At 70.3% G+C, this 13,023-nt stretch carries 12 protein-coding genes; 11 read left to right on the top strand and 1 reads right to left on the bottom strand.

Features of this window, described 5'->3' with window-relative positions; genetic code table 11:
• Window positions 1–42: 42 nt before the first annotated feature.
• Both boxC and boxB read left to right on the top strand, forming a co-directional pair.
• Window positions 43–1,638, top strand: coding sequence for a 2,3-epoxybenzoyl-CoA dihydrolase (gene boxC, locus AB0B64_RS26205; protein ID WP_358180220.1), 1,596 nt, complete (start codon window positions 43–45; stop codon window positions 1,636–1,638).
• Between the two features lies 1 nt (window position 1,639).
• Window positions 1,640–3,040, top strand: a complete 1,401-nt coding sequence (gene boxB / locus AB0B64_RS26200; RefSeq protein WP_358180217.1) for a benzoyl-CoA 2,3-epoxidase subunit BoxB — start codon at window positions 1,640–1,642, stop codon at window positions 3,038–3,040.
• Between the two features lie 4 nt (window positions 3,041–3,044).
• On the opposite strand, the gene AB0B64_RS26195 is transcribed toward boxB, so the two are convergent.
• Window positions 3,045–4,451, bottom strand: a complete 1,407-nt coding sequence (locus AB0B64_RS26195) for a polysaccharide deacetylase family protein (protein ID WP_357957444.1) — start codon at window positions 4,449–4,451, stop codon at window positions 3,045–3,047.
• 130 nt (window positions 4,452–4,581) lie between these two features.
• Here AB0B64_RS26195 and AB0B64_RS26190 point away from each other — a divergent pair, with 130 nt between their 5' ends.
• The 9 genes from AB0B64_RS26190 (at window position 4,582) to AB0B64_RS26150 (ending at window position 12,976) form a co-directional block, all read left to right on the top strand.
• Window positions 4,582–5,088 carry a DinB family protein gene (locus AB0B64_RS26190; RefSeq protein ID WP_358180214.1) on the top strand — a complete coding sequence of 169 codons (507 nt, stop codon included), beginning with the start codon at window positions 4,582–4,584 and terminating at the stop codon, window positions 5,086–5,088.
• A gap of 189 nt (window positions 5,089–5,277) precedes the next feature.
• Entirely contained in the window at window positions 5,278–6,903 is a 1,626-nt protein-coding gene (locus tag AB0B64_RS26185; RefSeq protein WP_357957446.1) for a TIGR04028 family ABC transporter substrate-binding protein, read from the top strand.
• Entirely contained in the window at window positions 6,900–7,832 is a 933-nt protein-coding gene (locus AB0B64_RS26180; RefSeq protein WP_357957448.1) for an ABC transporter permease, read from the top strand. The genes AB0B64_RS26185 and AB0B64_RS26180 overlap by 4 nt, the downstream gene beginning before the upstream one ends.
• Window positions 7,829–8,608 (top strand): ABC transporter permease, encoded by a 780-nt coding sequence (locus AB0B64_RS26175; RefSeq protein WP_358180211.1) that lies wholly within the window; start codon window positions 7,829–7,831, stop codon window positions 8,606–8,608. Before AB0B64_RS26180 ends, AB0B64_RS26175 begins: the two co-directional genes overlap by 4 nt.
• A 25-nt stretch (window positions 8,609–8,633) precedes the next feature.
• Entirely contained in the window at window positions 8,634–10,208 is a 1,575-nt protein-coding gene (locus AB0B64_RS26170) for an ABC transporter ATP-binding protein (protein ID WP_357957452.1), read from the top strand.
• On the top strand, window positions 10,205–11,188 hold the full coding sequence (locus AB0B64_RS26165) for a putative FMN-dependent luciferase-like monooxygenase (RefSeq protein ID WP_357957454.1): 984 nt from the start codon (window positions 10,205–10,207) through the stop codon (window positions 11,186–11,188). Before AB0B64_RS26170 ends, AB0B64_RS26165 begins: the two co-directional genes overlap by 4 nt.
• Window positions 11,185–11,781, top strand: coding sequence for a CMD domain protein (locus AB0B64_RS26160; protein ID WP_357957455.1), 597 nt, complete (start codon window positions 11,185–11,187; stop codon window positions 11,779–11,781). The genes AB0B64_RS26165 and AB0B64_RS26160 overlap by 4 nt, the downstream gene beginning before the upstream one ends.
• Window positions 11,778–12,353, top strand: a complete 576-nt coding sequence (locus AB0B64_RS26155; RefSeq protein WP_357957457.1) for an alkylhydroperoxidase domain protein — start codon at window positions 11,778–11,780, stop codon at window positions 12,351–12,353. Before AB0B64_RS26160 ends, AB0B64_RS26155 begins: the two co-directional genes overlap by 4 nt.
• Entirely contained in the window at window positions 12,350–12,976 is a 627-nt protein-coding gene (locus AB0B64_RS26150) for a VOC family protein (RefSeq protein ID WP_358180208.1), read from the top strand. Before AB0B64_RS26155 ends, AB0B64_RS26150 begins: the two co-directional genes overlap by 4 nt.
• Window positions 12,977–13,023 lie beyond the last annotated feature (47 nt).

Genomic DNA, 13,023 nt, shown 5'->3' with positions numbered 1-13,023 from the left:
CACATGCTTGACGCAGCGAAAAAAGGATGTCGAAATAGGGACGTGTCCGAGACAGCGCCCGAGGTGTCCTTCGACACCCACCCCGACCGCTACCGCCACCTCCGCGTCGAGTACGACGGCGAGATCGCCCGCATCGTCCTCCAGGTGGATGAGCACGGCGGCCTGGTCCCCGGCTACGAGCTCAAGCTCAACTCCTACGACCTGGGCGTGGACATCGAGCTGTACGACGCGGTCCAGCGCCTGCGCTTCGAGCACCCCGAGGTCCGCGCCGTGATCATCACCGGCGGCCTGGAGAAGGTGTTCTGCGCGGGCGCCAACATCAGGATGCTGGCCGGGTCATCGCACTCCTGGAAGGTGAACTTCTGCAAGTTCACCAACGAGACCCGCAACGGCATCGAGGACGCGACCGCGAACTCCGGCCAGACCTACCTCGCGGCGATCAACGGCACGGCGGCCGGCGGCGGCTTCGAGCTGGCGCTGGCCTGCGACCGGATCATCCTGCTGGACGACGGCTCCACGGCCGTGTCGCTGCCGGAGGTGCCGCTGCTCGCCGTACTGCCCGGCACCGGGGGCCTGACCCGGCTGGTCGACAAGCGCGGCGTACGCAAGGACCTGGCGGACGTGTTCGCCACGCGCAGCGAGGGCGTGCGCGGCTCGCGCGCGGTGGAGTGGGGCCTGGTCGACGAGGCGGTGCCGCGCAGCAGGTTCGAGGAGACGGTACGGCAGCGCGCCGCCGAGGCCGCCGCCCGCTCCACCCGCCCGCGCGACGCCAAGGGGATCGCGCTGACCCCGCTGGAGCGCGAGGTGAGCGCCGACGCGATCCGCTACCCGAACGTCACCGCGGACCTGGACCGGGCGAACGGGCTGGTCACCATCACGGCGTACGGCCCTCGACAGGACATCGAGTCCTGGCCACTGGCGCTCACCAGGGAGCTGGACGACCTGATCCTGCGGCTGCGCACCAACGAACTGGAGCTGGGCACCTGGGTGATCAAGACCGAGGGCGACGCCCGGCGCGTACTCGAAGCCTGGGAGGGCGACGGCTGGCCGGCCGACGAGATCCGGCACTATTTCAAGCGCACGCTCAAACGCCTGGACGTGACGAGCCGCAGCCTGATCGCGCTGATCGAGCCGGGCAGCTGCTTCGCCGGGCCGCTGCTGGAGCTGGCGCTGGCCTGCGACCGCCAGTACATGTACGACGAAGAGGGCACGGCGATCACCCTCACCGAGGCGAACTTCGGCGCGTTCCCCATGGGCAACGGCCTGTCCCGGCTGGCCGCCCGCTTCCTCGGCGATCCCGGCCACCTCGCCAAGCTGCGGCAGGAGACCGGCCGCGAGATCGACGCCGCCGAGGCGGAGGAGCAGGGCCTGGTCACCTTCGCGCTCGACGACATCGACTGGGCGGACGAGGTACGCATCGCGCTGGAGGAGCGGGCGGCCCTGAGCCCGGACGCGTTGACCGCTATGGAGGCCAACCACCGCTTCGCCGGCCCCGAGACGCTGGAGACGAAGATCTTCGCCCGGCTCACCGCCTGGCAGAACTGGGTGTTCAACCGGCCCAACGCCGCCGGTCCCGAGGGCGCGCTGCGCCGCTACGGCACCGGGCAGCGGCCCGCCTTCGACCGGAAACGAGTGTGAGATGTCCATCGACTACGGCGAGCGCATCCCGAACAACGTCAACCTGGCCGAGGACCGGCGGCTGCAACGGGCGCTGGAGTCGTGGCAGCCCGGCTTCCTGCGCTGGTGGGGCGAGATGGGACCGGCGCTGCCGACCCAGGACGTCTACCTGCGTACGGCGGTGGCGGTGGGCCGGGAGGGCTGGGCGCACTTCGGCCACGTGGCGCTGCCCGAATACCGGTGGGGCATCTTCCTGGCCGAGCGCGACCCCGACCGGCGCATCGCCTTCGGCCAGCACCGAGGACAGCCGGTCTGGCAGCAGGTGCCCGGCGAGTTCCGCGCCGAGCTGCAGCGGCTCATCGTGGTGCAGGGCGACACCGAGCCGGCCAGCGTGGAGCAGCAGCGCCGCCTCGGGCTGACCGCGCCCAGCCTGTACGACCTGCGCAACCTGTTCCAGGTCAACGTCGAGGAGGGCCGGCACCTGTGGGCCATGGTCTACCTGCTGCACGCCTACTTCGGCCGCGCCGGTCGCGACGAGGCCGACGCGCTGCTGCTGCGCAACTCCGGCAGCGAGGACTCGCCGCGCATCCTGGGCGCCTTCAACGAGGAGACGCCGGACTGGCTGTCGTTCTTCATGTTCACCTACTTCACCGACCGCGACGGCAAGTACCAGCTGGGCACGCTGAAGGAGAGCGCGTTCGATCCGCTCAGCCGTACGTGTGAGTTCATGCTGAAGGAGGAGGCCCACCACATGTTCGTCGGCACCACCGGCGTGGACCGGGTGGTGGAGCGCACCGCGACGCTGATGCGCGAGCACGACACCGACGACATCCAGAAATATGGCGGCATCCCGCTTGATGTCATCCAGAAGTACATCAACTTCCACTACAGCGTCAGCCTGGACCTGTTCGGCGGCGAGACCTCCACGAACGTGGCCAACTACTACACGGCCGGGCTCAAGGGCCGCTGGCAGGAGGAACGCCGCAAGGACGACCACCTGCTCACCGAGGCGGCCACCACCGTCCAGCAGGTCGTGGACGGCCGCCTGGCCGACGTGCGCCTGCCCGCGCTGACCGCGCTCAACGCCGACCTGCGTGGGGAGTACATCGCCGACTGCGCCACCGGCCTGACCCGGTGGAACCGCATCCTGGACGGCGTCGCCACCCTCTACCTGCCGCATGTCGGCTTCAACCGCCAGGTCGGCGCGTTCGCCGGGCACCACCTCACCCCGGACGGCCGCCTCGTCGACCAGGCGACCTGGGAGCGCGACCGGGACCGCTGGCTGCCCACTCCCGCCGACAAGGCGTACGTCCACAGCCTGATGCGGCCGGTCTACGAACCCGGCAAGATCGCCGCCTGGCTGGCCCCGCCGCGCAACGGCATCAACGGCCGGCCGCTCGACTACGAGTACGTCCACCTCTGAGGGGTCATGGATGCCTCGGGCTCGGGCCTTGGACGGCGACCGCGGGGGGACGGCCACCGTACAGCTCGCTGACCGTCACGAAGTGGAAGCCGCGCTTGGACAGCCTCTTCAGCACCTGGGGGATCGCCGCCACGGTGGTCGGCCTGATGTCATGAAAAAGAATGATTGATCCGGGTCGCGCTGGGCCGACCGCGGCACGGGTCACATGGCCGCTGTTGCGGTACAACCAGTCCAGGGTGTCCACGCTCCACAGCACCAGCGGGTGCGGCGACTGCCTGCGTACGACGCGGTCGAAGGCACCGTACGGCGGGCGGACCAGCGTGGGCGTCACCCCGGTCGCCTTTCGGATCGCCTGGTCGGTCCTGGCCAGGTCCGCTCGCACCGCACGGGCGGACAGCCTGGTCAGGTCGCGGTGCGACCAGCTGTGGTTGCCGATCTCGTGCCCGGCCCGCAGGGCGCCGCGCACCACGCCGGGGCGGGCGACCACGTTCTGCCCGACGACGAAGAACGTGGCCCGCGCCCGGTACCTGGCCAGATACTGGAGCAACCTGGGGGTGTACGGACTCGGGCCGTCGTCGAAGGTGAGCGCCACGCACTTGACCCGGCGGCAGTCGACCGAGCCGTCCGCCGTATATCCGGGCAGCGCCATGCGGCCGGACGGACGCATGACCTGGGCCTGCGCCCGCCGGCCGAAGTCCGACAGCAGCGGCTCCACCTCGGCGCGCGGCAACACGGCCTGCACCTGGCCGACGGCCCCCGCCGCCACCTCCCCTTCGTCGAAGGTCACGACCAGATCGCCGTCCTTGGTGAAACCCAGGTCGTCGAGCGTCTGGGCGCTCCGGTCGGCGAGCCGCGCCTCCTCGGTCAGCGCCTTCTCGGTCAGCACCTTCTCCGTCAGCGCCTCGAACCCGCTCATGGACGCCGCGTCGATGAGCGACATGGCGGGCACGACCTGGCCCTTGACCCCGTCGTACCAGAGCGACGTCGTCGACTTGCCGTCGCCCGCGCCCCCGAGCTGGTAGACGGTGAACCGGACCCCGATCACATCGCCCGAGGCCGCCACGAAGCCGAACCCGACGTTCAGCTCGGGCGCCTTCCCGTCCTGCTCGCCGCACCCGCTCTCCCGCGCCCACTTCAGGAACGTGGCCCGCCGCGCCTCGACCAGCCGGCGCAGCGCGTCCGTCAGCGGCTGCGCGCCCGGCACCTGCGGGTACGTGGTCGACCAGGCACAGGATCCCTCGTTGCCGTTGTCGCGAACCACCCGCAGCCCGCGGATCCACGTCGGCGCGACCGTCACGACCGGGTCCTCCGAGCGGACGGAGGCCTGCCACACCTCGGACGCCTGCCCGATCCCCCCGCACGATGTCGATGTCAACGTGACCACCGCCAATGCGGCCACCAGACCCCTCATGATCACGACCCCCCGCCGTTTCCGCCCCTGACCCGTTCGACTCCTCGTTCCAGCTATTGGTTCGCCAAACAGACCATCCTGGATGGTCTACTTCGACGGTAACTCGGCCGGTCAGCTACGTTTGCGCAGCATGAGTGACAATCGCATCCCGCCCCCCTTCATCGCCGACGAGCGCGCCATGCTCACCAACTGGCTCGACTGGCATCGCGAGACCCTGGCCGTCAAGTGCGAGGGCCTGTCGGAGGAGCAGCTGCGGCACCGTTCCGCCCCGCCGTCGACCATGTCGCTGCTCGGCTTGGTCCGTCACATGGCTCACGTGGAGCGGGCCTGGTACCGGGGGGTGCTGAACGGCGAGGACGTCCCGAAGCTGTGGGGCAAGGACACCAACCAAGACGCGGACTTCGACGACGTTGACACCGCCTCGGCCGACGAGGCGTTCAAGACCTGGCAGACCGAGATCGAGCACGCCCGCGAGGTGTCGGCCGAGGTGCCGCTCGACGCCCTGGGCAAGGCACAGCGCCACGGGCAGGACTGCTCCCACCGGTGGATCCTCGTCCACATGATCGAGGAGTACGCCCGCCACAACGGCCACGCCGACATCCTGCGTGAGCAGATCGACGGTGTGACGGGCGAATAGCGTCCCCCGCTGACGTCCCCCGCCCGGCACGCGGCGCTCAGCTAGGCCGCCGAGCACGCGGCGCTCGATCAGGCCACTGAGCACGCGGCGCTCAGCCAGGCCGCTGAGAGGGCAGAGGTGGGTTATATACCTACTATCTAGGTAGGATATGGTGGTTTTAGTTCCAGCGACCACCGTGAAGGATGTCCCATGCGTTCCGCCGCGCTCACCATGCTCACCGCCTCGGGGCTGGCCGTCTCGGGGCTCCTCGCCGCCTGTGGCAGCAGCGGTCCCGCCGTCCAGGCGCAGGCCGCCGGCGGGGCACCCGTCTACGGGGGCACGCTGACCTACCTGGAGCATCAGCCGCCCACCTGCCTCTACCTGCCCGCCGCCGGTTTCTATCCGAACGGCGGCGTGCTGAACCAGCTCACCGACAAGCTGACCTGGCAGGACCCGAAGACGCTGCGGATCGAGCCGTGGATCGCCACCAAGTGGGAGGTGAACAAGGACGCCACCGAATACACCTTCCACCTGCGCGACGGCGTGACCTTCAGCGACGGCAGCCCGCTCGACGCCTCGGCCGTGGCCGCCAACTTCGACGTGTACGGCCTCGGCGACACCGACCTCAAGCTGCCCCCGGCCGAGTTCGTCAACAACTACGAACGTAGTGAGGTCATCGACAACAGAACCGTGCGCTTCCATTTCAAGAAGCCGTCACCCGGTTTTCTGCAAGGAACCTCGGTCATCGGCGCGGGCCTGGTGTCGAAGAAGACGATCTCGCTGCCGTACGAACAGCAGTGCCAGCTCAAGAACGTCATCGGGTCCGGCCCGTTCACCGTGGCGAAACAGGTCGTGGACAAGGAGATCGACCTGACCGCCCGCAAGGACTACAACTGGGCGCCGGCGTCGTCGAAGCACCAGGGCCGCGCGTACCTCGACACCATCAAGATCATCGTGACGCCCGAGGACAACGTGCGGGTGGGCGCGCTCACCTCCGGCCAAGCCGACTACGTCCGCTACGTCCAGGCTTATGACGAAAAAACCGTCAAGGACGCGAATTTCAAGATTTATGCGGAGCCGACCAGAGGCGTGAACAACGGCCTCTACCTGCGGCCCGGCAACAGCATCCTCAGCGACCTCGACGTACGCAAGGCGCTCCAGGCCGGAACCAACGCCAAGGAGGTGGTCGACACCCTGTTCACCCCGAGCTACCCGGTCGCCACCTCGGTCCTCAGCCACCTCGCCCATGGGTACGTCGACCTGTCCAAGGAGCTCGCCTACGACCCGGCCAAGGCCAACGCCCTGCTCGACAAGGCCGGCTGGGCGCGCGGCGCCGACGGCATCCGCGCCAAGGACGGCAAGCCGCTCCAGCTGGGCGTCTTCGTCTCGGGCCCGCAACCGCTGTCCAAGCAGACCCTCGAACTCATCGCCCAGCAGTGGACCAAGATCGGCGTGAAGCTGGAGATCCGCCCCGCCGACGCCGGCACCCAGGCCGTCGACATCAAGAACGCGGAGAAGACCGCCATCGCCCACTCGATGGTCGGCCGCGCCGACGAGGACGTGATCAAGAGCCACTTCCACAGCCAGAACCGCGACGTCATCCTGTCCAAGGACACCAAGCTCGACAAGCTCCTGGAGGAGGAGTCGGCCCTGGCGGACAAGGCCGCCCGCGACGCCAAGGTCGGCGAGATCCAGCGCTACGTGGTGGACCAGGGTTACGCGATCCCGCTGTTCGAGGAGCCGCAGGTCTACGGCGCCGCCCCGTACGTCCAGGGTGTCGCCTTCGAGGCGGTGGCCAGGCCCACGTTCTACTCGGTCTGGCTGTCGAAGCGGTGACCCGATACGTCCTGCTGCGCGTCGGGCAGGCGGCGCTGGTGCTGTGGGCCGCCTTCACGGCGGGCTACGTACTCCTCCAGCTCCTGCCCGGCGACTCGATCCTGATCAAGTTCCAGAACCCGGAGCTCGGGCTGTCGCCCCAGCAGATCGCCGAGATCCGCGCCTACTACGGCGGCGGCGACCCGCCGATCATCGGCTACCTCCACACGCTGCTCGGCTTCCTGCGCGGCGGCTTCGGCTACTCGATCGACACCGGCACGCCGGTGGTCGAACGGCTGGCCGAGGCGCTGCCGGAGACGGCCAAGCTGGCCACGGCGGGGTTCGCGCTGGCCCTGCTGATCGCCGTGGTGCTCGCCTTCGCCGCCGGGTACAGCCGTACGTCCTGGCTGCGCGGGGCGCTGCTGGCGGTGCCGTCGCTGTTCGTCTCGGTGCCCGCCTTCTGGCTGGGGATCCTGCTGATCCAGGTGTTCTCCTTCCGGCTCGGGCTGGTGCCGGTGATCGGCGGCAGCCCGACGCAGCAACTCCTGCTGCCGGTGCTGACGCTGGCCGTGCCGATCTCGGCGCCGATCGCGCAGGTGCTGGCACGCGGCATCGACCAGGTGTACACCCAGCCGTTCGTACCCGTCGTGGCCGCCAAGGGCGCGTCGCGGTGGTGGATCCTGTGGCGGCACGTGGCTCGCAACGCGGTGCTGCCCGCGCTGACCGTCGCCGGGATGACGTTCGGCGAGCTCATCGCGGGGTCGGTCGTCACCGAGACGGTCTTCGGCCGCAACGGCATCGGACGGCTGACCGAGCAGGCGGTCAACGCGCAGGACACGCCGGTGATGCTGGCCGTCGTGGTGCTCGCGAGCACCGTGTTCGTCCTGGTCAACCTGGGCGTGGACCTGCTGTTCCCGGTGCTCGACCCCCGGCTGAAGGCGGCGGCGTGAAGATCCTGTCCTGGTTGACGATCGCTCTCGTCGTGCTCTGGGCCGTCGTGCCCGCCCTGTTCACCGGGTACGACCCGCTGGCCGGGGTGCCGGCCGAGAAGCTGCGCCCGCCGAGCCCCGAGCACCTGTTCGGCACCGACGCCGTGGGCCGCGACCTGTTCGCCCGCGTGGTGCACGGCTCCGTGCACTCCCTGTCGGGCGCGTTCGTCGCCGTCGCCGTGGGTCTGCTCGCGGGCACGCTGCTCGGTCTGCTGGCCGGGTCGACCGGCGGGTTGCTCGACGACGCCGTCATGCGGGTGGCCGACGTCCTGCTGTCCGTGCCCGGCCTGCTCCTGGCGCTGACGGTGATCATCCTGCTCGGTCCCGGCACGATCAATGTGGCGATCGCGGTGGGCATCGGGTCCGTCGCCGCCTTCGCCCGCCTGTCGCGCTCGGAGGTCGTACGGGTGCGCCGGTCCGACTACGTGGAGGCCGCGTTCGGCAGCGGCGGCCGGTTCCCGGCCGTGCTCTGGCGGCACGTCCTGCCCAACTCGCTCGGCCCGGTCATCGCGCTGGCCGCCCTGCAGTTCGGGGTGGCGATCCTGGCCATCTCGACGCTCGGCTTCCTGGGCTACGGCGCCGAGCCACCGACGCCCGAATGGGGACTGCTCATCTCGGAGGGCCGCAACTACCTGGCCACCTCGTGGTGGCTGACGACGCTGCCCGGCGTGGTGGTCGTGGCCGTGGTACTGGCCGCGAGCCGAATCAGCCGCTCGATCGGAAGGAACACGACATGAGCTGGTCGATTGGAGGCCCCAACCAATGAGCCTCCTGGACGTACGCGACCTCGCGGTCTCCTACGACGCCCGGCCGGCGGTCCAGGGGATCTCCTTCACGGTCGAGCCCGGCGAGGTGGTCGCGGTGGTCGGCGAGTCCGGCTCCGGCAAGACGACCACCGCCCACTCGATCATCGGCCTGCTGCCCCCTAACGCCACCCTCGACAGCGGCCAGATCTTGCTCGGCGACTCCGACCTGGCCACCTGGTCCACCCGCCGGATGGAATCGATCAGGGGCGCCCAGATCGGCCTGATCCCGCAGGACCCGTCCAACTCCCTGAACCCGGTCAAGACCGTCGGCGCCCAGATCGGCGAGGTCCTGCGCATCCACAAACGCGGCGACCGTCGTACGATCTCCCGCCGCGTCGTGGACCTGCTCACCCGCGTCGGCCTGCCGGACCCGGAGACGCGCGCCCGCCAATACCCGCACGAGCTGTCCGGCGGGATGCGTCAGCGGGTCCTCATCGCCATCGCCATCGCCCTGGAACCGCGGCTCGTCATCGCCGACGAGCCGACGAGCGCACTGGACGTCACGGTGCAGCGGCGCATCCTGGATCTCATCGACGACCTGCGCGCCGAGTTCGGTACGGCGGTGCTGCTGGTCACCCACGACCTGGGCATCGCCGCGAACCGCTCGGACCGCCTGATCGTCATGAAGGACGGCCGGATCGAGGAGCAGGGCCCGTCGAGCCAGGTCCTGTCAGTTCCGCAGGCCGCCTATACCGGGCAGCTGCTGCGCGACGCGCCCGCGCTGTCCGTGCGCGAGTTCCGCGCGGTAGCGGAGGCCACAGACGAGGAACCCGCGATCGTGGTCCGCGACCTGGTCAAGGAGTTCCGCGTCGGGAGACGTCCGTTCCGCGCTGTCGACGGGGTGTCCTTCGAGGTACGCCCCGGCACCACGCACGCTCTCGTGGGCGAGTCCGGATCGGGCAAGACGACCACGGCCCGCATGGTCGTACGCTTCGCCGAGCCCACCTCCGGCACCGTCACGATCGCCGGAGCGGGAACGGTCGTCGGGGGGAGAGCGGGGCGCGACTTCCGGCGCCACGTGCAGCTCGTCTACCAGAACCCCTACGGCTCGCTCGACCCCCGGCAGTCCATCGCCGCGATCGTGGAGGAGCCGCTGCGCAACTTCCGGCTCGGGGACCGCGCCGCCCGCCGCCGCAGGGTGCGTGATCTGATGGAACGTGTGGCGCTCCCCGAGAGCCTGCTCGACCGCAGGCCACGCGAGCTGTCCGGCGGCCAGCGGCAGCGCGTGGCCATCGCCCGCGCGCTGGCCGTCGATCCGGGGGTCGTGGTGCTCGACGAGGCGGTCTCCGCGCTCGACGTGACCGTACAGGCGCAGATCCTGGACCTGCTCGAAGAGCTCCAGCGTGACCTGGGGCTGACTTATCTGTTCATCTCGCACGACCTCGCGGTGGTGCGCCAGATCTCACACACCGTTTCCGTCATGAACAAGGGACGCATAGTGGAATTCGGAACCACACAACGGGTCTTCACCGACCCACAGCACGACTACACCCGCGAACTCCTGGCCGCGATCCCGGAGCCGGTGCGATGAGGCTGGGATTCTTCAGCCGACTGCTCGACGAGGTGCCCGCTGACGAGCGCTACCGGCTGGCCGCCGAGCAGATCGGGCACGCGGAGTCCTTCGGGTTCGACACGGCGTGGGTGGCGCAGCACCACTTCGACGGCGCGGAGGGCGGGCTGCCCGCGCCGCTGGTCTTCCTCGCGCACGTCGCCGCGCGTACCAGCCGGATCAGGCTCGGCACCGGCATCATCACGCTGCCGCTCGAACATCCGGTACGCGTTGCCGAGGACACCGCCGTACTCGATCTGCTGACCGGCGGCCGGCTCGAAGTGGGCGTCGGCAGCGGCGGCACGCCGTCGTCGTTCACCGCGTTCGGGAAGGAGAGCGCGCGGCGGGCGGCCGTCTACGCCGAGCATCTGGCGGTGCTCGTCGACGCCTGGTCGGGCCGCGACCTCGGCGGCGGCAACCGGCTCTATCCCGCGGCGCCGCGCCTGCTCGACGCCGTCTGGGAGGCGACGTTCTCGGTGAGCGGCGGCGCCAGGGCGGGGCGGGCGGGCAACGGGCTGATGCTGTCGCGTACCCAGCCACGCCCTGAGGAGCATCCCGAGGCGACGCTGGCGGAGATCCAGCGGCCCATCGTGGACGCCTACTACGAGAACCTGCCGGCGGGCACCGCGCCCCGGATCGTGGCGTCGCGGACCGCGTTCGTGGCCGACAGCCGGGCCGAGGCGCTGCGGTACGCCGAACGCGGGCTGAGCCGCGCCCGGCTGCCCTTCGAGACCTCCCGCGACCGCATCACCGCCTTCGACGTGCACGTGGGGACCCCGCAGGACGTCATCGACAGCCTCAAGGCCGATCCCACGCTCGACCGGGTCACCGACCTGGTCCTGCAGGTGCACTCGGTCGACCCACCGCACCCGCTGATCCTCCGCTCCATCGAACTGCTGGCGACCGAGGTCGCCCCCGCGTTCGGCTGGGCCCCGAACACCACGGAATTGAGCACCACATGATCGACGTGATCGACCACCTGGTGGGGATCGAGCCGGACTCCCCGCTCGATCGCCTGCGTGACCGGCGGCCGGACGCCCGCGAGCACGCCCAGCGCGGCTTCGACGCGCTGCTCACCCCTGACGTGCCCGGCGCGGTCTCGCTGGTCGAGCGGGACGCGGTGGCGGCCTTCGTGACGGGCCTGCACAGCGATCCCCGTACCGCCCGCTTCTACGCCGACCGGCTCGCCGAGCTGGCTCCCGAACTGCTCGGCGCGGTCCGGCTGGAGATCGAGGCCGGGAGTACGACCGGCCCCTACGGCGCCTACCCCGCCGACGGACCGCTCGCCGCCGAGAGCGACGAAGGGCTGCGCTACCGGGCCCGGCAGCCCGAAGCGCTCGGGGCGCGGCTCGCCGCCGCCTTCGAGCACGCGCACCTGCTGGTGTTCCGCCCGCGCGAGGCCGACCCCAAGGACCTGCGGGCGCTCGCGGACGCGGGCTGGAGCGACGCGGCCATCGTGACGCTCTCGCAGCTCGTGGCCTTCCTCAGCTTCCAGATCCGGGTGGTCGCGGGCCTGCGGCTGCTCGGCGCCGCCCAGAAGGAGACCACCGCATGACCGGCTTCACCACCGACCAACTGGGCTGGAAGCCGTGGCTGGCGCCGCTGGCCGAACACGAGCTGACCGAGGCCCACCGAGAGGCCCTGGTAGACGCGTCCCGGGCCGCATCCCCGTACTTCAGGCTGCTCGCCCGCGACCCGGAGATCCTGCACGCACGGACCAAGACCGACAACGACATCTTCTACAACACCAAGGGCGGCCTGCCGCGCCCGGAGCGCGAGCTGGCCGCCACCGCCACCTCGCGCCGCAACGGGTGCGTCTTCTGCGCCTCTGTGCACGCGCGGTTCGCGGCGCACTACTCCAAACGGCCCGACGACGTACGACGGCTGCTCGACGAGGGCGTGGCGGCGCCGCAGGACGGGCGGTGGCGGGCCGTCATCGACGCCTCGGTGGCGCTGGCGGCCACGCCGTCCGAGTTCGGCGCCGAGCACATCGAGGCGCTACGCGCGGCCGGGCTGGACGATCTGGCGATCAGCGACACGATTCACGCGGCGGCCTTCTTCAACTGGGCGAACCGGCTCATGCTCTCGCTAGGAGAGCCCACCAGCGACCGGAAGGCAGACCAGTGACCGATCCGCACCTCGACCACCTCGTCTACGCCGTACCCGACCTCCTGCTCGGCGTCGCCGACTTCGCCGCGCGCACCGGAGTCACCCCGGCGGCCGGAGGCCGTCACCCCGGCGGCACCGCCAACTACCTGGTCTCCTTCGGCGATACCTCCTACCTGGAGATCATCGGGCCAGACCCGGAGGCCGAGGACGGCCTCCAGCGCTCCGTCTTCGACCTGGAGACCCTGTCCGAGCCACAGCTCATCACCTGGGCCGTACACCCGACCGACCTCGACAAGTCCGTACGGCAGGCCCGCGAGCACGGCTACGACCCCGGCGACGTCGAGCCGCTGTCCCGGCGCACCCCCGACGGCACCCTGCTGGAGTGGCGGCTCACCAGGCGGGACGATTCCGCGCCGGTCAGGCCGGTGCCGTTCCTCATCGACTGGGGCGGCACCACCCACCCCGCGGCGTCGGGACTGCCCCGGCTGGGCCTGGCCGCCTTCAGCGCCGTACACCCGGAGCCCTCCGCGCTCCGCCGCGACCTGACCGCGCTGGGCGTCGAGCTGGACATCGCCGAGGGCCCGGAGATCGCGTTGCGGGCGGTGCTGGACACCCCTCTCGGCCAGGTGACCTTGGCCTGAACCGCCCATTTCGTTGGCTTGATCGCGGGCTAGCCGCAAGAATGGCG

The organism is Nonomuraea sp. NPDC049129 (genome assembly GCF_040648495.1).
Taxonomy (GTDB): domain Bacteria; phylum Actinomycetota; class Actinomycetes; order Streptosporangiales; family Streptosporangiaceae; genus Nonomuraea.
The sequence above is the reverse complement of the archived record's forward strand: the minus strand, read 5'-3'. Positions and strand labels throughout refer to the sequence as shown.